We start from the raw sequence: 19,336 nt of genomic DNA on the forward strand, positions 1-19,336 counted from the left end.
TATTTTTAAGAATTCAAGGTCAAAACTAGTAGAACTTAGCAATGCTGCGCAATTTTGAGTTAACCAAGTTGCGAGCGGTGCTATCAGCGCGGTCGATCAAATCGCGAGCTTTGCCCAAGTTGCTGTGGTAGCTGGTGATGCCAGTCCCGATGCGGGTAACTTGGGGGGTCATCAAGTTGGTCAATTCTTCGCGGAACTGATCAGCACCTACACCACGCCATACTTGTGGTGATGATGCAATGATTTGCTTGATTGGAGCCAAAGCTTGTTCTTGAATGACATTGAATTGTTGCATCAATTGTTGCAAAACGCTTTCCAAAACTTTGCGAGCCAAGCGCATCAAGAAACTTTTCATGGATAAACTCCTCAATTAGGTATACAAAGAGCCAATTACGATTAGAAGCTGCTTTTCGCGCTGCCGTCTGCTGCATCCATTGCGGCCATAGCGTTCTTGATGTCGCCTTGGATTTCGGTCATCTTGGCAGCTAATTTAGCCAATGATGGAGCCATCATGCCGGTCAAAACATCAACGAATTCGCTACCAGCGTCGCCTTTGAGGGCTTCGTCGATGGTGCTCGCAATTGACAAAACTTCTTGGGTTACATCTTGAACTTGTTCGTGCGCTTTGCCAAAGGTTGCTTGAGCTTGTTCCATAGCCGCACGATTATACTTCATTTTCTCTGCCATGAGAGGGCCTCCTTATTAAAAATAGCTAAATTTAGATTTTCCAAGCTTTGAAGATTGCCGCAGCTTCATCTTCATGTTGTTGGAAGGTTTGCTTGATTTCGTTGCTGGTTGATTGGAAGGTGTTGAAAGCTTGAATCAAGCGATTGAAGGCTGGGGTCATTTCGCCTTGCCATTCTGCTTGATACTTAGCTGCTGCATCCCCGACCCAATCTTGTTGCATTTTTTGGGCAAGTTGGTTGAGGGTTTGGAACAATTGTTGTACGTTTTGCTCGAGCTTGCCGAAGCGTTGCGCAACTTGTGCCATCACTTCTTTGTCGATTTGTACTGTTTCTGCTGCCATTGAAGAAATCCTCCTTGTGTGTTCGGAGCCAAATTGGCTGCACTGTGGCACACAACCGTAGTGCTTGCTGGTTATATCAATCTGACGAAAGTAGTTAGCCGAAGCTTTCCTTTTAGGTTTGAGTGATATGACGAGCGACCGAGATTGCTAATAGTTGAATTGTCCTTGGCTGCCAAACGTTATTTGTGTTCCGCAAGAGCTTGCTTCTAACACCACCAGCCCAACACTACCGCTTTTGTATAAAAAGACCAAATAGGGGTTTATCGATTGTTATTGCCACCAAAGCGATAGGTTGTTACAAAAACTGGCCTAATGAGCGAAATTCGCATCCGTCGAGAAACGAGTTTGTTCAATTAGTGGTTTTTGCGCTTACTGAATGTGCCTGCTTTAACCAAATACATTCTCTCACCCCATGTATTTAGCTATTGCAACGTTGTAATGCTATTTGCTTCACATAAACATCGATTGCCAATTGCGGTTAATTCGTACTCAGAGTGTACAAAACCAAATTGCACTTGTCAAGAGCTTTTTTTGGGGTTTTTCCCACCAATATCGCAATTGGTTAGGAGTCTTGTACTATCCCTCGTCTATTAAGCGTGCTCGGTTGTTAATCAAATCGCCTCAGCGACCCTTGAGAATGGTCTTGGCTCAGTTTTATTCTGTCATTTCAATGTATTCGGCTCTCTGAGCTACCCTGCTAGCTAGCTAATGGCCTACCCTGAGTACTAGGACTTGCGGAATTAAGCGGCAATTTGCTTGATTATCGGCTACTTTGCAACTCAATTTTGAACTTGATTAACCAGATTTAGCGCGTTGGAATCAGGCAATCAGCTGGTTTGGTTAAGTAACGAGGCTTGATTGACGGTTGATCTGGCATCTGCTACAGTATTGGCTACAATTTTTTATTCGTCTGAGGCCAAGTTGTCATAGCTTGGCTGCAAATTGGGGAAAGCCCGGTGAGATTCCGGCACTGTCGCGCAACGGTATGGCTCAATGCTAAGTCCGAATGCCCACTCAGTTCGAAATGATCGAGATGTCCCTTCGCGTCAAAGGGGGTGATCATTGCCGCTTGCAATTGATGCCCATGGGCTGCTGCCTATGGTTTGGTAATGGTTTATGCCTGTTCCGCTAAGGAGCAGGCATTTTTTTATTTAGCCCACAAAGGATGCTCTATGAATGTGATCGAGGTTGAGCCACGAGCGACTAGTGAGCAGGCTACTTGGCTTTTGCAACTACTTGCTGAGGCTTGTAGCGCTTATCCCCAAACAACCGACGCGAATCAGCTCTGGCAGACTGCCAACTTGGGCTTTTATCCCAATATGACTGCTGGCGAACAACTCCAAGCCTGTATTTTGACCGCCCGCAGCTGGATTGAGCAGGAGCCTGATTATAGTTTTGTGGCCGCCGCGCTCTTGGCCAGCCAACTGCATTGCGAGGTTTTTGGCGAATATTTGGCAGGTTCAGCGGTTGCTACCCGCTATCCAACGGCATTTATCCAGTATATTCAGGCCGGAATTGAGCAAGGGTTGCTTGATCCAAAACTTGCTCAATTCGATTTGGCCCGTTTGGCGGCGGCAATTGTGCCTGAACGCGATGCTTTATTGGCGTATCCTGGCCTGCAAACGCTCTATGATCGCTATTTTATTCAGTGGGCTGGTTTGCGCCGCGAGTTGCCGCAATTCTTTTGGATGCGGGTGGCAATGGGCTTGGCCTTGAATGAGGCTGATCGCGAAGCTCAAACCCTGCGTTTCTACGAGCTGCTGTCGCAATTTTACTTTACCTCGGCCACGCCAACCTTATTCAACGCCGCGACGACTCATCCGCAGTTGTCATCGTGCTATCTCTCGACGGTCGGCGATGATCTTGAGGCGATTTTTGGGGCGATCAGCGATAATGCCATGCTTTCGAAGTGGGCTGGTGGCTTGGGCAACGATTGGACTCCTGTGCGGGCGCTCGGCGCGCCAATTCATGGCACGAATGGCGTGAGCCAAGGCGTGATTCCTTTCCTCAAAATTGTCAATGATACCGCGATTGCGGTCAATCAGGGCGGTAAGCGCAAAGGCGCGGTCTGCGCTTATCTCGAAGCGTGGCACGCTGATATTGACGATTTTCTTGATTTGCGCAAGCCAACAGGCGATGAGCGCCGCCGCACCCACGATATGCACACGGCTTTGTGGATTCCTGATTTGTTGATGGAACGGGTGTTGAGCAACGGCACGTGGACGTTGTTCTCACCTGATGAAGTGCCTGATTTGCACGATTTGTATGGCCAGGCATTCGCGCTGCGCTACGCAGAATACGAAGCGCTGGCGGCGCAAGGCTTGCTGCGTTCGGCACGCCAAGTCGAAGCACTCGGTTTGTGGCGCAAAATTTTGACCCGCTTGTTTGAAACCGGCCATCCTTGGATTACCTGGAAGGATGCTGCCAACCTGCGTTCGCCGCAAGATCATGTTGGGGTGATTCATAGCAGCAATTTGTGCACTGAAATTTTGCTCAATACGTCGGCTGACGAGATTGCGGTCTGTAATCTTGGCTCGATTAATCTGGCGGCGCATATTCGCGATGGCGCGCTTGACCTCGAAACATTGCGCACAACGGTTACGACAGCAGTACGCATGCTTGATAACGTGATCGATATTAATTTTTATCCCCGCCCGCAAGCTGCTCAAGCCAATGCCCGCCATCGGCCAATTGGGCTTGGTCTGATGGGCTTTCAAGATGCGCTTTATGGGTTGAATATCAGCTACGCCAGCCAAGCGGCGGTCGAATTTGCTGATCGTTCGATGGAAGCGATTGCCTATTTTGCGGTCGCGGCTTCGATTGATTTGGCTCGCGAGCGCGGCGCATACCCAAGTTTTCGTGGCTCGAAATGGGATCGTGGGATTTTGCCAATTGATAGTTTGGCGCTTTTGGCTGACCAACGTAGCACCAAACCGGAGCTTGATCACAGCAGCCACTACGATTGGCAACCACTGCGCCAAGCCTTGGCGGAGCATGGTATTCGCAATAGCAATTTGTTGGCGATTGCGCCGACCGCCACGATTGCCAATATCGTTGGCACCAGCCAATCGATTGAGCCAACCTATCGCCATTTGTATGTTAAAAGCAATCTTTCGGGCGATTTTACGACCGTCAATCGGGCGTTGGTTGCTGCGCTCAAAGCTCGCGGCTTGTGGGATGCAGATTTGCTGGCCGAATTGAAATATTACGATGGCGCGATTAGCCACATTGAGCGAATTCCTGCTGAACTCAAGGCCCAATTTTTAACTGCCTTCGAAATTGCCCCCGAATGGCTGATTGCCTGCGCTGCTCGCCGCCAAAAATGGATCGATATGGGTCAATCGTTGAATTTATATGTGGCTGAAACCAGCGGCAAACGCTTGAATGAGATTTATCTGACGGCGTGGCGCATGGGATTAAAAACCACTTACTACCTGCGTACGCTGGCTGCGACCCAAATTGAGAAATCGACCTTGGATATTAATCGCTTTGGGGTGCAGCCGCGTTGGATGCGCAATGTGAGCGAATCGGCCAGCGTGCTAGCCGATAATGTTTGCCCAATCGACGACCCTAGTTGCGAAGCTTGTGAGTAGCGAGGAATTTCGAATGACTGAACAATTTGGACGCTTCAATGCCAGCGATAAACGCTTGATCAATTGTAATCAAGTTGACGTAAATCAATTAATGCCGTTGCACTATGGCTGGGCTTGGGAACATTATCTGAATGGTTGTGCTAACCATTGGATGCCAAATGAAGTTTCCATGACTGGCGATATTGGAATTTGGCGCTCGAATACCTTATCGGCTGATGAGCGCTTGATGGTGCTACGCAATTTAGGTTTTTTTGCTACGGCTGAAAGTTTGGTTGGCAATAATATTGTTTTGGCAATCTTTCGGCATATTACCAACGCAGAATGTCGCCAATATTTATTACGCCAAGCCTTTGAAGAAGCGATTCATACCCATGCATTTTTGCATATTGTTGAAAGTTTAGGCTTGAATGAGCGCGAAATTTTCAATATGTATCATGAAATTCCAGTAATTAGCCAAAAAGATCAATTTGAGATGCAATTAACTGCGGCGGTGCTTGACCCGCAGTTTAGCACTGACACGCTCGTAGGCATGCAAACCTTCGTCAAAAATCTGATTGGCTATTATGTAATTATGGAAGGTATTTTCTTCTATAGCGGTTTTGCGATGCTGCTTTCGTTGCATCGACGCAATGTATTAACGGGTATTGGCGAACAAATTCAATATATTTTGCGTGATGAAACGATTCATCTGAACTTTGGGGTTGATTTAATTAACGGCATCAAAGCTGAAAATCCAGCAATCTGGACTGCTGAATTTCAAGCTGAGATTGTGCAATTAATTCGCCAAGCAGTTGAATTAGAAGCTCAATATGCTGCTGAATGTTTACCACGTGGCGTAATGGGCTTGCATGCAGCAATGTTCCGCGATTATGTGCAATATATCGCCGACCGTCGCCTACAACGGATTGGTCTGGCGACGCAATATGGCTCACAAAATCCATTTCCTTGGATGAGTGAAACGATCGATTTGACCAAAGAGAAGAACTTTTTTGAGACGCGGGTCACTGAATATCAATCAGCGGCCAGCCTAGAATGGGATTAAGCATGAATTTTCAGACGACGGTTGTGGGCTATCCACGGGTTGGCGTTGGCCGCCCATACAAGCAGGCCTTGGAACGCTTCTGGAGCGGCAAACTTACTGAAGCAGACTTTCGGGCGGCAATCGACGAATTGCGCCAAGATCGTTTAGCAATCCAAGCCCAGCGCTTGGATCTGGTGCCAGTTGGCGATTTTAGTTTGTATGACCATGTGTTGGACACAGCGCTGATGTTGGGCGCTGTGCCAGCCCGTTTTGGCAAGCTTGATACCAATAATTTGCAAGGCTATTTTGCCATGGCGCGAGGCCGCGACGGCGTGCCAGCGCTCGAAATGACCAAATGGTTTGATACCAATTATCATTATTTGGTGCCAGAAATTCCCGAACGCTGGGAATTGCAAGCTAATTTGGTGCTAGAGCAACTGCGCTTTGCCCAGAATACGCTTGGATCAAAAGCACGGCCTGTCTTGCTTGGGCCTTGGACATTTTTGCGGTTGGCTCGCTTGGCGGGGGCAGAATTAAGCAAGCATTTGCAACAATTGATCCCAATTTATGCCCAAATTGTGCGCGAATTGAGCGCTTGCGATGTGGCCTATATTCAGTGTGACGAGCCAGCTTTGGTTGGCGACGTGACTGAGGAAGAATGGCAAGCATTTGCTGCTTGCTATCGCGAATTGAGCAAGCATGGCAAGCTGGTGGTGCAAACCTATTATGGCGATGCTACGCCGTGGTATCGCGAACTCTGCCGCCTGCCGCTGCATGGGCTGGGCTTAGATTTGGTGCAAGGCCAAGCCAATTGGGCCGCGATTCAATATCATGGCTTTCCTCAGGATAAAATTTTAGTGGCTGGCGTGGTGAACGGGCGCAACGTTTGGCGCAGTGATTTGGCCGATTTGCAGGCCAAAATTAGTGGATTAAGCGAATTTGTTGCGCCTGAACGCTTGATTTTGAGCAGTTCATGTTCGTTGTTGCACTTGCCTGAAACCGTGACCGCTGAACGCAATTTGCCAGTTGCGGTGAGCAGCGGTTTGGCCTTTGCCCAAGAGCGTTTGGCCGAATTGGAATTATTGGCGCAGGCCTTGCGCAACGGCGTTGCCAGTGTTCAAGCAAGCTGGGATGCAGCGCTGGCTTCGCGCCAACAATGGCTTGATGGAGCTGGGCGGATTGTGCCTGCGGTTCGTGAGCGCAGCGCCGCCTTGGGTGCTGCAACGCCTGCGCGCTTGGTATATGCTGAACGGGTGGCTTTGCAACAAGCCAAATTGAACTTGCCAGTGTTGCCAACCACCACGATTGGCTCGTTTCCGCAAACTGCGGCCTTGCGCAAAGCCCGCGCCGAAGCCAAGCGCAATCCGGCGGGCTATGCCGAAACAATTCGGGCTGAAATTGCCCATGTGATTGCGTTGCAAGAACAATGGGAGCTTGATGTGCTGGTGCATGGCGAGCCAGAGCGCAACGATATGGTGCAATTTTTTGCCGAGCATTTGGCGGGCTATATCGCCACCCAAGAAGGCTGGGTGCAAAGTTATGGTAGCCGCTGTGTGCGTCCGCCAGTGATCGCTGGTGATGTTTATCGCACCGCAGCTTTGAGTGTGGCCGAAACTGCCTATGCTCAGTCGCTGACCAAGCGGCCCGTTAAAGGCATGTTGACGGGGCCGGTGACGATGTTGCAATGGAGTTTTGTGCGTGATGATTTGCCTCGTAGCGAGGTTGCGGCCCAAATTGGCTTAGCGCTGCGTGATGAAGTGGCTGATTTAGAGGCAGCAGGCATCAATATTATTCAAATTGACGAGCCAGCATTTCGCGAAGGCTTACCGTTGCGGCGCAATGAATGGCAAGCCTACCTTGATTGGGCAGTGCGCGCTTTTCGGATTGCGACGAGTGAGGCCGCTGCGAGCACCCAAATTCACACCCATATGTGTTACAGCGATTTCAACGATATTATTGATGCAATTGCTGCGCTTGATGCCGATGTGATTAGCATTGAGGATGCACGCAGCGCTGGCTCGTTGTTGGCTGGCTTGGAAGGACGTTATCAACAGCAAATTGGGCCTGGCGTGTACGATATTCACAGCCCAAATATTCCCAGCGTTGAGCAATTGGTGGCGCGAATTCAGCAATTGCTGAAGTATTTGCCCGCCGAACAATTGTGGATTAACCCCGATTGTGGCTTGAAAACCCGTACCTACGCTGAAGTTGAGGCTGCATTGCGGGCGATGCTGGCAGCAACCAAGCAGGTGCGCGCGACGATTCATTAAAAGATAACGGTTTGATCAATCCGACCTGATCAAATCGAACGGAGGTGCTAGCTACGGCTAGCATTTTCGTGTTTAAGTGTATGTTGGTTAATCAATAATCAACATTTTTTTCACAAGTGCAGGATTGATGTGGCGTATAATTGAAACTAGGTGATTCAATTAGCTCGTTTGAAAGGACATTTGTAACGTGTGGAAAGACATTTTTGATATTCTACAGATTGTATTTCTTTTGGTGTTTCTCGAAGGGATTCTTTCGATTGACAATGCCGCTGTTTTAGGCGCGATGGTTGCCCACCTACCGCAAGATCAGCCGATTCCATGGCCAAAATGGTTGCAATGGATGAGGGGTCATGGCGAGCGCTTTCTAGGCATGCAACAGGCTGCTGCGCTAAAAGTTGGCTTGATTGGCGCATATGTTGGGCGTGGTTTGATGTTGGCAGTAGCCTTTATCATTACCGAAAACCCGTGGGTTTTGGCGATTGGCTCTGGCTATTTGGTATGGCTGAGCGTCAATCACTTTGCCCATTTGTATCGCCGCGATCAAGTTGATGAGCATGGCGCAACCAAGCAACGAGTGACGGGCTTCTGGCAAACAGTGTTAATTATTGAGATGATTGACCTTGCATTTAGCCTTGACAACGTGGTGGTGGCGGTGAGTGCCGACCCGCAAAAACGCTTTTGGGTCATTGGCTTGGGCGTGGCAATTGGGATTTTGGTGATGCGTTTTGCGGCCCAAATCTTCACCAATTTGATTGAGTGGGAGCCAAACCTTGAGCATGCAGCATTTGCCTTGCTGCTGGCGATTGGCGCTGAATCGGTGATTAAGATCGTGTGGCATGTCGAAACGCCACATTGGCTCAAATTTGCCATCTCGATGACGATTTTGGCCTTGACTGTGGGCCTCTCGCGCTTGCCATTCTTGAAACCACTCAAAAAATTCTTGCGCTTGGGCTTGCCGTTAGCCTCGATGATTGATACGGTGGTGGGCTGGCTGCTATGGCCAATTCGTTGGCTATTTGGCTTGTTGCTGGCACCATTTCGGCAACGAGTTGCGGCGCGAATCCAAGGCGAATAGGAGGAAGAATGCAACTAACTGAACTCGTGCGCTATTTGGATGGCTATTTGCAAACCACCAAATTTCGCGATGCTAGTTTAAATGGCTTGCAAGTTGAAGGGCGCACTGAAGTTAAAACCATCGCGCTTGCTGTTGATGCTTCGATGCAGGCGATTGAAGCGGCGATTGCTGGTGATGCTGATTTATTGCTAACCCATCATGGCCTGTTTTGGGGCAATGCACAGCCCTTGGTTGGCTGGTTCGGTCGCCGCATCAAACGCTTGATGGGTGCTGATTGCTCGCTCTACACCTCGCATTTGCCGCTTGATGCCCACGGCGAGGTTGGCAACAACGCTCAGTTGCTCAAGCTCTTAGGTTGGGAAATGGTGCAGCCATTTGGCGATTATCGCGGCCAAACATTGGGCTTTATTGGCCAACTAACCACGCCATTAAGCATTGATGGCCTGGTTGCCCACATCAAAACCAGCTTGGGAATTCCCGAAGCCGAGATCAAGGTTTGGGGTCAAGGCGCGCGCGGCATTCGGCGGGTGGGCGTGATTTCGGGCGATGGGGCAAGCGAATTGGAGCAAGCGCTGCGCGATGGTTGCGATGCGTTGCTGACTGGCGAAGTCAATTATGCAGCCGTGTTTCCTGCGATTGAGGCCGATATACCCTTAATTTGTGCTGGCCATTATCACACCGAAACCTTGGGCGTGAAGGCGCTGGGAGCGCATTTAGAGCAAACCTTTCGGGTCAAAATGTTCTTTGTTGATGTGCCAACCGGCGTATAACCCAGCTGCAACTTGTGAGCGTTGGGCAGCGTTAAACCAACCCATGGCCCAAGCCTTGCGGAAGGTAGCATTTGGCGAGTATTTCCGCTAGAATACGGTAGAGCTATGGTTTCCAAGCTATTGTAGGAGGAATATATGGGATTTCTCGACAATCTTAAAGGCACGCTTTCTCAAGGTGTAGACCGCGCCAAGTTCGAGGCCGACAAATTACAACGGACGAGCCGCGTTCGAGGCGATATTGGCGATATGCAACAGCAAATTGCCACCAACTATGGTTTGTTGGGTCAACGCGCCTATGAATTGCATCAACAAGGCGTTTTGACTGCGCCTGAAGTTACCAGTTTGGTCAATCTGATCAACGATTTGCAGGCACGCTTAGCTGGCGCGCAAGCTGAATTGGAACGGGCGCAGAATGAGCAATTTGTGGCTGTGCAAACCCCGCCGCCCCCAGCTTATCCGCAGCCATATGCCTCATCGGTTCCACCACAACAAGCACCATACGCACCGCCAGTTGAGGCCCAGAATTATGTGCCGCCAACCAGCTATGCGCCAAATGAGGCTCCAGCAGCACCATTTGCCCCGCCAGCAGCCGAATCAACTGCTGATAGTGGCGCGATTCCGCTTGAGCGTTCATGCCCAAGTTGTGGCTTTAAAGTTACTGGGCAAGGTGTTTTCTGCCCTGAATGTGGCGCTCGTTTGTAAAACCTGAAGCTTGCTACAATACCCATGGTTGCATTGGCAGCCGTGGGTTTTTTTATGCTGTACATCATTGAGAATGGAATTATCTCATGTTACCAAAAATTGTGAGTGCTGTGCCTGGGCCACGTAGCCAAGCGCTATTAGCCCAATTGGCTGCCAGCGAAGCTCCTAGTTTGACCTTGCCCGGTGGCATTGTTTGGGCTGAGGCTGAAGGTGCATTCGTTACCGATGTTGATGGCAATCGCTACTTAGATTTGGCGGCGGCCTTTGGGGTGGTTGGCATTGGCCATCGCCATCCAGCGGTTTTAGCGGCTATCCAAGCCCAAAGCCAGCGCTTGATTCACGGCATGGGCGATGTTTTTGCCCATGAAGCGCGGATAGAATTGGTGCAATTGATTAAACAGCATGCGCCAATTGCCGACGGGCGGGTTTTTTTGGCTGGTGGCGGGGCTGAAAGCATCGAAATCGCGCTGAAAACGGCCATGCTGGCAACCCAAAAGCCCGGAGTTTTGGCCTTCACTGGCGGTTATCATGGCTTGAGTTATGGCTCATTGGCAGCAACCAATCGGGCCGATTTTCGCCAACCGTTCTTGCCCCAACTGTCGAACCACATTCAACGTGCGCCATATCCTTATCCATTTCGTTGGCGCAGCACGGGCGATTGCCTTGATTGGGCTTTGGCAACGACCGAGCAGGCAATTAAAACTAGCCCTAGCCCACTTGGCGCATTAATTGTCGAGCCAGTGCAAGGTCGCGAGGGCGAAATTGTGCCGCCTGATGGCTGGTTGCGTGGTTTGCGCCAATTGTGCGATCAGTATGAAATTCTGTTGATTGCCGATGAGATTTTTACTGGTTGGGGGCGGACTGGCAAGTGGTGGGGTGTGAATCACGATGGCATCGAGCCAGATCTGATTTGTATGGGCAAGGGCATGACTGGCGGTTTGCAAATCGCTGCTTGTGTTGGCCGCGCCGAACATATGGCCCATTGGCAGGTTAATGGCGAGCCATTGCATACTGGCACATTTATGGGCCATCCCTTGGCATGCGCTGGGGCGGCGGCAGCAATTCGGGTTTTAACTGAACATACTACGTTAGATCAGGTTAATCAATTAAGCACCCAGCTTTTGCGGGGTTTGGGTGCGATTGCTGAAGATTGTGCCTTGGTTGGCGATGTGCGTGGGCGCGGCTTAATGCTTGGGCTGGAACTTGTGCAGGCCGATGGCATTACGCCGAATCCAAGTGCAGTGATGCAAGTGACAAGTTTTTGCCAAGCGCAAGGGGTTTTGGTGCTTGGTGGCGGGATGGATGGCAATGTACTGAGCCTTACGCCGCCGTTTATCCTCAACCAAGCCCAAGTTGCATATGCCTTGAATGTGTTGCAACAAGCTTTGACAACGGTTGCTGAATACCAAAAATAGCAGCGGAGCAAGTTTGCTCCGCTGCCCAAGCACCTGGAGGAATTGGGCTTTAGCCCCGGCGACCTACATCGCCATCGCGGTCGATATCAGCATCAAGTTTGCGTTCGACGCTGTTGCCAGCATCGCGTAACTTGTCACCGACAGCGCTGGCGGTGCCTCGATATTGTGCTTGATTATCAGGGCTGAATGCACCTGTTTCTTTATCAGCTTGTTCGCCAACGGTATCGCCTACAGCGCCAACGGCTGCGCCAGCAACACCACCGACAACGCCACCAACGACTGCGCCAACTGGGCCACCAGCTGCGCCAATTGCTGCGCCAGTTACCGCTCCAGCAGCACCGCCGCCAGCAGTCCCGATTTTGCTGCTGTCATCATAGGCTTTATCGGCATTGCGGAAGGTATCGTCACCTTGATCATCGGTGGTGACATCGCGGACACTGTTTTCAATTCGATTGGTAAGTGGGGTATCGTTGGTCGTGGTGTAATCGCGATTGGCAATTGATTCGCGAGTTGCATCGACTTCGTTCATGCGGTCGTAAGTTGCATTGCTTGAATAAGCATTCGTGGTGTCATAAGCGCCAGCAGTGCGATTGGTGTAATCGCTGTCAAGCGTGGTGTCGTCTAGTTTTTCGCCTGCGGTATCGCCAGCTGCGCCAACTGCGCCGCCAACAACTGCCCCAGTTACGCCACCAATAACCGCGCCAACTGGGCCACCAGCTGCGCCAATGCTTGCGCCAGTTATGGCACCAGCAGCGCCACCGCCAACAGTACCGATTTTGCTGCTATCAGCGTAGGCTTGTTCGTTGCTTTGGTCGTAGGCAACATCATCATCGGTATCCCATTGGAAGCGCTCTGCGCCAGCCCGACGCAATGTGCTGCGGACTTGAGCTGCTTGGCTATCATCGGCATGAACGGTTACCAGGGTGCTACCAGCTTTGACTCGTTCTTCATAAACATACGCTTGGTCTTCTGGTACGCTCGCTGCATTGATCAATGCCCCGGCAATCCCACCGGTCGCGGCACCAGCAACAGCACCCGTGAGTGCGGCAACCAAGGCACCAGCACCAATTAATGGGCCAATCCCTGGAATTGCCAATGCGGCCAAACCAACCAATCCACCCCAGACTGCGCCAACAGTTAAGCCTTCGCCGGCAGTCATATGATCATCACTCGCAGGAGTCAGGTTGCCATCGGCATCAACAGTGCGGCTGTTATCGCGGGCAACAACTGAGATCGCATCGTTTGTGATACCCAGGGCATGTAAATCGCGAACAGCGGCTTGAGCTTGTGCGTCTGAATTGAATACACCTACAATTGTGGTTGTCATACGATAAACTCCTTTGTTACCTAACTGATATTTACAATCAGTACTCCGATTTCCTGATTCTCTATAAAGCAAAAAGCGTGCCACGTTCATTCGTAGCACGCTCTCGATTATTGCAAACTTGCTTATGAGGTCATTTATTCGTCATTAAACAGGCGATTGAGCTGGCGCTGGCGTAACCATGCAGCTGCTATCATTAATAGGATAGCCACAATGCCTAGAGCTGCGCGGGTTTGTAAGAGGCTGGGGGCGATGGCAGTAGTCAGCGGGCCGGCATAGGGCGTGCCATCCATGCGATAGGCATAGGCTCCCCACAGCGCTGGACGAACCATTAGCTCACCAATATAGTCGTAGTTACTCTGGACGGTTTGGCTGATGTCGCCGCAGCAATGGGTTTGAGCAATTCCCAAGGTTGTGCCCGATGGTGAGATCAAAGCCAAACCAATCCGGTTGGCTGCATCAGCCAGCGCCACCGTTCCCAGCGTAATCAAGCGCCAGATGCTACTTTGCAACCATGTAGCAATTAAATCGCTAATTGCCACCCAAAGTGCAATTCCAGGCAATGGCCCAAACCAAAAAACCAACCAAACTGTCAGTTTATCTAAGGCCGGCGGAAACGCCTTGGTCGGCGATTCTGAAAACAATATATCTCCAACCCGCGTTTGTAAAAACAGCGACCCAAGCACACCAACCAGCACAACCGGCAGCAACACGGTTGCCAAACGCGCTAAGCCATCAAAAATCAGATACTTGAGTTGCGGGCGAGCAACATTAATTGGATCATAGGCGCGATTATCAGTATGCCAGCTGGGCATGGTTGTCGCGATGCCAAAAAGCAGCACGGTTGTAATCAGCGACCAATATTGCAGCACAGCATAATAGCTCATGCTTTGACCAAGCCAACTGCCACCTCGCCGATACACCCAGCTCAAAAAACCAATAATGACGATCACGACCAAAAATAACCAATTAAGATTGCGTTTTAAATGGTAGCGGATCATGCGATTCGCTCCTGATCAGTCAGCCGTAAATATTGATCTTCTAATGTGGTTGCAACTCTGGTTGCGCCCTGCGGAATGGGCAACCCAACCCCGCGCATGCGCACGCTACCAGCAATTTCACGCCGTACATTGGTAATCGTGTAGCCTTGACCATAAATCGGTAGCTTGGCCTCGACTTGCCAAGTTGGTTCGGCTGAGGTCGTGGTTAGCACCTGTGGATGACCATCAAAGACCAACTTGCCCTGATCAATAATCAGAATTCGATGGGCAATCGCTTCAATATCGCTAACAATATGAGTTGAGAAAAGCACAAGTCGATCATGGGTTGCGGCGGCCAAATATTCGTGAAAGCGCACGCGCTCCCATGGATCAAGCCCTTGGGTTGGTTCATCAAGCAGAATGATTGGGGTTTCGCAGGCCAAAATATAGGCTAAACCCATGCGTTGACGCATGCCGCCGCTATAGCTGCCAAGCGTTTTATGCGCGACTGAACCAAGGCCTAGTTTTTCGAGCCATTCATCGCCAGCTTTCGGCGAATTACCGCGCAAACGCAACAGATAATGAATATAATCGCGGGCACTTAGTTTAGCAGGGTAAACCATATCTTGCGGTAAATAGGCTGTAGCTTGACGTAATGCTTTGGGGTTTTCAATGCTTGCGTGATCGTGATAAAAAATTTCGCCTTCGCTTGGCTGTTGCAGCGTGGCTAAAATACGCAACAACGTCGATTTACCCGCCCCATTCCTCCCAAGCAAGCCAATAATTCCTTGCTCTGCCTGAAACGTAATCTGCTCTAAGGCTATTTTTTGCTGATAACGATGGCTCAGCTTTGCGATATTAAGCATCGAAACCTCGATCTGCATGAATCCATGCCAAGCTGCGAATATCATTGGGCAGCCAACGCGCCGCCGCGATTAAACCGCCACTAATCGCTAAGATCATGCCATGATGCAGCAACAGTTGGCTGGTCAAAGGGTTTTCGCGCTGCCAGCCTAGCGGAGTTGGGGTCAGCGACCATGCCAGATTCGCATTGATAATAATTGGCAGCATAATACTCAGCAGCATAATGCTCAGCGTCATCCACGCAATCACATTGGCGCGCGCGCCTGTCCAAATATGTAAGGCCCAAGCCCAAGCCATGCCATAGCAACTGGTGACGAGGGTCGTGCTGGCGAGTTTGGCAAATGCTACGTTAAAGCTGAAGCTTATCAGCAAGACAATCACGGTAATTCCAAGTAATATGAATAGCCCATAGCTGCCCCAGCGTTCAAGCCATAAACTGCGAGGATCGCGTAGGCCTAAAACCGCCAACCGTGGATCTGGCTCGGTTTGCGCAATTCCATAGCCAAACACAAGGCTCACCAAACATGGAATCAGCCAATTGCTAATTCGATAAGCGCCAATAATTGGCGAACTTGGACTGGTTACCGCAATAATGCCTTCCCACGTCCAGAGCAGCAAGAGTGGAATACCGATCAGTAACAAAAACCACGCTTTTTTGCGAAAATAGTTCATTCAGCTATCTCCATGCCTTCTATCAGAACTAAGCCGCTCCTAAATGTATCGATGCGATTAAATAGTATCTGTTCTCAAACCTCAATGCGTGCTTATCGCTATCAAAGTGGATAGAGTAATTAAACTGTTTTATCCATCGAGAAGTTCAGGCAAATACTATTTAATTATGTGGAATTTTGTGAGCAGCTCAAAGAAATACATTACCGTCTCCTGATTAAGAATATGTATTTGAATTGAGCAATGGTTGGAAGGAGGGATGAATGCTGAGGTTGCTCTCTTTTCTTGCCAACGAATGTACCAAAATCGTTTGCAGTTGTCAACTTGCTTGCGATATAGTTGTATTTTTGGGCAGCATTATACTGAACTTGCTTAGTTTGCCACGCCCAAATTGGCATCGCAACAAGCGCCAATTTCGCGGTACAATGACGCAATTGTCTGGATAACAGGCATTGAAATCCAAGCAAGGAGCCGAAACTCGTGGCAATTCACTTTGGTACTGATGGCTGGCGTGCAGTCATCAGTGAAGAATTTACCTTTGAAAATGTGCGTTTGGTTGCCCAAGCAATTGCTGAACAACTTTTAGCCGAAACCCCTGCAGGCGAAGTAACGCGAGCAGTCGTGGGCTTTGATACGCGCTTTCTCTCCGATCGTTATGCAATTACTGTTTCCAATGTCTTAGCTGCCAATGGTTTGGCGGTCTACTTGAGCAAAGCCGATTGTCCCACTCCGGCTTTGTCGTTTGCAGTTAAGCAGTTGGCGGCCCAAGGCGGCGTGATGATTACCGCCAGCCATAATCCACCCCGCTATAATGGCATTAAGGTTAAAGCTGCTTTTGGTGGCTCAGCCTTGCCCGCAACCATGAAACAAATCGAGGCGCGAATTAGCGATTTGCAAAGCTCTGGCCGAGCAGCCTTATATGCAGAGCCAGTTTGGCGCGAAAACATGACCGCCCAAGCAGGCGAGGTTGTGCGCTTCGATCCGTTGCCAGCTTATTTGGCTCATTTACGCAGCTTAATCGATTTTTCAGCGATTGCGCGTAGCTCGTTGCGCGTGGCCGTCGACCCAATGTATGGCGCTGGCCGTGGCTATATTGCTCGTTGGTTGCGTGAATTGGGCGTGATGGTTGCCGAAATTCATGGCGAAATGAACCCAGGTTTTGGCCATTTGCATCCAGAGCCAATTGGCCGCAATTTGCAACCTTTAGCCGAAATGATTCGCCGCGATGGCTACGATTTGGGCTTGGCCACCGATGGCGATGCTGATCGGATTGGCGCGATGGATGCGCATGGCGAATTTGTTAGCCCGCATCAAATTTTTGCCCTTGTGCTGCGCCACTTGATCGAAACCAAAGGCCAACGTGGGCTTGTCGTCAAAACAATTTCGACGACGCAGTTGGTTAATCGCTTGGCGGCGGCCTACGATTTACGCGTCGAAGAAACGCCAGTTGGCTTCAACCATATTTGCGATCTGATGTTGGCCGAGCCAGTATTAATTGGTGGCGAAGAATCAGGCGGAATTTCGATTTTGGGCCATGTGCCCGAAGGCGATGGCATTTTGATGGGCTTGCTGTTGCTGGAAATTGTTGCCCGCGCAGGGAAGCCATTGCACGGATTAATTGCTGAGCTGCAAGCTCAATACGGCCCATTTGCCTACGATCGGATTGATCAGCGGGTGCAACCATTTAAAAAATCTGATTTGGTGCATGCGCTCAAAGCAGAAGCACCCAAAGAAATCGCCGGAGTTGCCCTGCAATCAATTAACGATCGCGACGGCGTAAAATATTTGCTGGCCGACCAAAGTTGGTTGTTAATTCGCCCTTCGGGCACCGAGCCAGTGCTGCGGATTTACGCCGAAGCTGCCAATGCTGAACAAGTTCAAGCCTTGCTGCAAGCTGGGGTACAATTTGCCAATCAACAATTGACCAATTTGGTCGCAGTTCGCTAAAATAGCCCAAGGAGGTACGCTTGACGATTCTTGATTGGGTCTTGATCGGCATAATGCTGTGGTACACCGTGTTGGGTTACTACTGGGGCACAATTCGCCAGTTATTGGCCTTAGCAGGGCTGATTACGGCAATTGCAATTGCAGGGCGAATCTATCCTAGCGTTACCGATCTGCTGATCAGTTTGATTCCTGCGACGGCTCCTGGCTTTATTAGTGTCTTAGCATTTTTGCTGAGTTTGTTGGCAGTAACCGGCCTTGTCAGTGCGATTGCCTCGTGGCTACGCCTGAAAGTTGGCTTGTTATTTCTGGGCCGAACAGATCATGTGATTGGCGCGATTTTGGGTTTAGTCCAAGCAATCGTGCTGATAGGGGCTGGTTTAGCGGGTTGTGTTGGCTTACCCCAAATCGGAATCATCGATGCAATCCAACAATCAACCTTGGCTGAATATTGGGGGCCAGTAGTCTTGATAATTGTCAAACTCCTGCCCGAAACCTTCTTGCCAATGAATCAAATGCTATTTGGGTAAAACAATGCTACAAATAAACAATCGTCCATGGGTTTCAACGAGGAGACCAAACTATGGCAACTGATACGATGCGGGCGGTGCAAAAACCGGCGGCGGCTCCTGGAGCCAAGCTCATTACAGCACCAATTCCCCAACCAAAACGCGATGAGGTGCTCATTCGCGTGCGGGCTGCGACAATTTGCGGCACCGATTTACATATTTATAAATGGGACCCGTGGGCCCAAAGCCGCTTTAAAGCGCCAATGATTTTTGGCCACGAGCTGGCTGGCGATGTGGTCGAAGTTGGCAGCGATGTCACGATGGTCAAGGTTGGCGATTTTGTCTCCGCCGAAACCCATATCGTGTGTGGCTATTGCTACCAATGCCGTACTGGCGCAGCCCATATTTGCCGCAACGTCGAGATTATTGGGGTTGATCGGCCAGGCTGTTTTGCTGAATATATTGCCGTTCCAGCGGTCAATGTTTGGCGCAACGATCCCAGCATGCCGCCAGCATTGGCTGCGGCCCAAGAGCCATTTGGCAATGCTGTGCATACCGCCTTGGCCACCAATCTTACGACCCGCAATGTGCTGGTAACTGGCTGTGGCCCAATTGGCTTGTTTGCAGTCGGGATTGCTCACGCAGCAGGCGCTAAGCAAATTTTCGCCACCGATATTAATCCCAAGCGTTTGGAAATGGCTCGCACGATGGGCGCAACCCACGCCTTAGATTCGCGTGACGATGTGGTGCATCATGTGCTTGCCGCAACCGATGGCGAGGGCGTTGATGTGCTGCTGGAAATGTCGGGCCATCCGAGTGCGATTGATCAGGGCTTTCGCTCGTTGCGCTATGGTGGCTTTGCCTCGCTGCTGGGCTTGCCACCAAACGGCTTGCCCGATTTCGACCTTGCCAACCATGTGGTGTTTAAAGGTGCGACGGTTTACGGGGTTTCAGGCCGTAAAATGTTTGAAACTTGGTATCAAACTCAAGCCTTGGTTGCTGGCAATAAGGTTGATTTACGCCCGATTATTACCCATCACTTGCCCTTGGAAGAATTCGAAACCGCGTTTGAATTGATGCTACGCGGCGAGGCTGCCAAAGTGGCCTTGTATCCGCATGGCCTCGATGGCGCTTGGTAAGCGATAAAAAAGCGCCCCTGATGAATGTTCATCA

The 19,336-nt window shown here is 50.3% G+C and carries 17 protein-coding genes and 1 riboswitch; of the genes, 10 read left to right on the top strand and 7 right to left on the bottom strand.

All coding sequences use genetic code 11. The annotated features are described in order from the left end of the window. Positions 1-25: 25 nt before the first annotated feature. The 3 genes from JOD20_RS06755 to JOD20_RS06765 are packed head-to-tail and all read right to left on the bottom strand — an operon-like array spanning position 26 to position 1,027. Positions 26-355, bottom strand: a complete 330-nt coding sequence (locus tag JOD20_RS06755; protein ID WP_204754527.1) for a hypothetical protein — start codon at positions 353-355, stop codon at positions 26-28. Between the two features lie 41 nt (positions 356-396). Beyond that, a complete protein-coding gene (locus JOD20_RS06760; RefSeq protein ID WP_204754528.1) occupies positions 397-687 on the bottom strand; it encodes a WXG100 family type VII secretion target in 291 nt (96 codons plus the stop codon). 31 nt (positions 688-718) lie between these two features. Further along, positions 719-1,027 carry a WXG100 family type VII secretion target gene (locus JOD20_RS06765; RefSeq protein WP_204754529.1) on the bottom strand — a complete coding sequence of 103 codons (309 nt, stop codon included), beginning with the start codon at positions 1,025-1,027 and terminating at the stop codon, positions 719-721. An 895-nt stretch (positions 1,028-1,922) separates the two neighbouring features. Continuing rightward, a riboswitch (cobalamin riboswitch) is annotated at positions 1,923-2,059 on the top strand. 140 nt (positions 2,060-2,199) lie between these two features. Here JOD20_RS06765 and JOD20_RS06770 point away from each other — a divergent pair. The 7 genes from JOD20_RS06770 (at position 2,200) to JOD20_RS06800 (ending at position 11,873) form a co-directional block, all read left to right on the top strand. Then, positions 2,200-4,620, top strand: a complete 2,421-nt coding sequence (locus JOD20_RS06770; RefSeq protein WP_204754530.1) for a ribonucleoside-diphosphate reductase subunit alpha — start codon at positions 2,200-2,202, stop codon at positions 4,618-4,620. A 13-nt stretch (positions 4,621-4,633) separates the two neighbouring features. Beyond that, complete coding sequence (locus JOD20_RS06775; protein ID WP_239583751.1) at positions 4,634-5,662, top strand: ribonucleotide-diphosphate reductase subunit beta; 1,029 nt, start codon at positions 4,634-4,636, stop codon at positions 5,660-5,662. Positions 5,663-5,664: 2 nt separating this feature from the next. Further along, a complete protein-coding gene (gene metE / locus JOD20_RS06780) occupies positions 5,665-7,911 on the top strand; it encodes a 5-methyltetrahydropteroyltriglutamate--homocysteine S-methyltransferase (RefSeq protein ID WP_204754532.1) in 2,247 nt (748 codons plus the stop codon). A 187-nt stretch (positions 7,912-8,098) separates the two neighbouring features. Further along, complete coding sequence (locus JOD20_RS06785; protein WP_204754533.1) at positions 8,099-8,986, top strand: TerC family protein; 888 nt, start codon at positions 8,099-8,101, stop codon at positions 8,984-8,986. An 8-nt stretch (positions 8,987-8,994) separates the two neighbouring features. Continuing rightward, positions 8,995-9,756, top strand: a complete 762-nt coding sequence (locus JOD20_RS06790) for a Nif3-like dinuclear metal center hexameric protein (RefSeq protein WP_204754534.1) — start codon at positions 8,995-8,997, stop codon at positions 9,754-9,756. Between the two features lie 135 nt (positions 9,757-9,891). Beyond that, the gene (locus tag JOD20_RS06795) at positions 9,892-10,458 is read left to right on the top strand and encodes a zinc ribbon domain-containing protein (protein WP_204754535.1); all 567 of its coding nucleotides are present in this window, start codon (positions 9,892-9,894) and stop codon (positions 10,456-10,458) included. Between the two features lie 86 nt (positions 10,459-10,544). Next, positions 10,545-11,873: an aspartate aminotransferase family protein gene (locus tag JOD20_RS06800; protein ID WP_204754536.1), complete on the top strand. Its 1,329-nt coding sequence runs from the start codon at positions 10,545-10,547 to the stop codon at positions 11,871-11,873. A gap of 49 nt (positions 11,874-11,922) precedes the next feature. Here JOD20_RS06800 and JOD20_RS06805 read toward each other — a convergent pair whose 3' ends face one another. The 4 genes from JOD20_RS06805 to JOD20_RS06820 all read right to left on the bottom strand — a co-directional run bounded on the left by JOD20_RS06805 (position 11,923) and on the right by JOD20_RS06820 (position 15,713). Next, positions 11,923-13,200, bottom strand: coding sequence for a general stress protein (locus JOD20_RS06805; RefSeq protein WP_204754537.1), 1,278 nt, complete (start codon positions 13,198-13,200; stop codon positions 11,923-11,925). Between the two features lie 134 nt (positions 13,201-13,334). Further along, positions 13,335-14,198: a hypothetical protein gene (locus tag JOD20_RS06810; protein ID WP_204754538.1), complete on the bottom strand. Its 864-nt coding sequence runs from the start codon at positions 14,196-14,198 to the stop codon at positions 13,335-13,337. Further along, positions 14,195-15,043, bottom strand: coding sequence for an ATP-binding cassette domain-containing protein (locus JOD20_RS06815; protein ID WP_204754539.1), 849 nt, complete (start codon positions 15,041-15,043; stop codon positions 14,195-14,197). The genes JOD20_RS06810 and JOD20_RS06815 overlap by 4 nt, the downstream gene beginning before the upstream one ends. Then, positions 15,036-15,713 (bottom strand): hypothetical protein, encoded by a 678-nt coding sequence (locus JOD20_RS06820; protein ID WP_204754540.1) that lies wholly within the window; start codon positions 15,711-15,713, stop codon positions 15,036-15,038. The genes JOD20_RS06815 and JOD20_RS06820 overlap by 8 nt, the downstream gene beginning before the upstream one ends. A 477-nt stretch (positions 15,714-16,190) precedes the next feature. Here JOD20_RS06820 and JOD20_RS26860 point away from each other — a divergent pair, with 477 nt between their 5' ends. The 3 genes from JOD20_RS26860 to tdh are packed head-to-tail and all read left to right on the top strand — an operon-like array spanning position 16,191 to position 19,302. Next, positions 16,191-17,657 (top strand): phosphohexomutase domain-containing protein, encoded by a 1,467-nt coding sequence (locus tag JOD20_RS26860; RefSeq protein WP_204754541.1) that lies wholly within the window; start codon positions 16,191-16,193, stop codon positions 17,655-17,657. A 20-nt stretch (positions 17,658-17,677) separates the two neighbouring features. Further along, the gene (locus JOD20_RS06830) at positions 17,678-18,184 is read left to right on the top strand and encodes a CvpA family protein (RefSeq protein ID WP_204754542.1); all 507 of its coding nucleotides are present in this window, start codon (positions 17,678-17,680) and stop codon (positions 18,182-18,184) included. 53 nt (positions 18,185-18,237) lie between these two features. Beyond that, positions 18,238-19,302, top strand: coding sequence for an L-threonine 3-dehydrogenase (gene tdh, locus JOD20_RS06835; RefSeq protein WP_204754543.1), 1,065 nt, complete (start codon positions 18,238-18,240; stop codon positions 19,300-19,302). Positions 19,303-19,336 lie beyond the last annotated feature (34 nt).

Origin of the sequence: Herpetosiphon giganteus (assembly GCF_016907925.1) — a bacterium.
Taxonomy (GTDB): Bacteria; Chloroflexota; Chloroflexia; order Chloroflexales; family Herpetosiphonaceae; genus Herpetosiphon; species Herpetosiphon giganteus.

Bases quoted from the DNA above. Each gene is read 5' to 3' on its own strand.
- JOD20_RS06775 (WP_239583751.1), top strand. From the start codon at position 4,634: ATGACTGAACAATTTGGACGCTTCAATGCCAGCGATAAACGCTTGATC.
- JOD20_RS06790 (WP_204754534.1), top strand. From the start codon at position 8,995: ATGCAACTAACTGAACTCGTGCGCTATTTGGATGGCTATTTGCAAACC.
- JOD20_RS06770 (WP_204754530.1), top strand. From the start codon at position 2,200: ATGAATGTGATCGAGGTTGAGCCACGAGCGACTAGTGAGCAGGCTACT.
- JOD20_RS06755 (WP_204754527.1), bottom strand. From the start codon at position 355: ATGAAAAGTTTCTTGATGCGCTTGGCTCGCAAAGTTTTGGAAAGCGTT.
- JOD20_RS06760 (WP_204754528.1), bottom strand. From the start codon at position 687: ATGGCAGAGAAAATGAAGTATAATCGTGCGGCTATGGAACAAGCTCAA.
- JOD20_RS06820 (WP_204754540.1), bottom strand. From the start codon at position 15,713: ATGAACTATTTTCGCAAAAAAGCGTGGTTTTTGTTACTGATCGGTATT.
- JOD20_RS06765 (WP_204754529.1), bottom strand. From the start codon at position 1,027: ATGGCAGCAGAAACAGTACAAATCGACAAAGAAGTGATGGCACAAGTT.
- JOD20_RS06795 (WP_204754535.1), top strand. From the start codon at position 9,892: ATGGGATTTCTCGACAATCTTAAAGGCACGCTTTCTCAAGGTGTAGAC.
- metE (WP_204754532.1), top strand. From the start codon at position 5,665: ATGAATTTTCAGACGACGGTTGTGGGCTATCCACGGGTTGGCGTTGGC.
- JOD20_RS06805 (WP_204754537.1), bottom strand. From the start codon at position 13,200: ATGACAACCACAATTGTAGGTGTATTCAATTCAGACGCACAAGCTCAA.
- JOD20_RS06810 (WP_204754538.1), bottom strand. From the start codon at position 14,198: ATGATCCGCTACCATTTAAAACGCAATCTTAATTGGTTATTTTTGGTC.
- tdh (WP_204754543.1), top strand. From the start codon at position 18,238: ATGGCAACTGATACGATGCGGGCGGTGCAAAAACCGGCGGCGGCTCCT.
- JOD20_RS06815 (WP_204754539.1), bottom strand. From the start codon at position 15,043: ATGCTTAATATCGCAAAGCTGAGCCATCGTTATCAGCAAAAAATAGCC.
- JOD20_RS06800 (WP_204754536.1), top strand. From the start codon at position 10,545: ATGTTACCAAAAATTGTGAGTGCTGTGCCTGGGCCACGTAGCCAAGCG.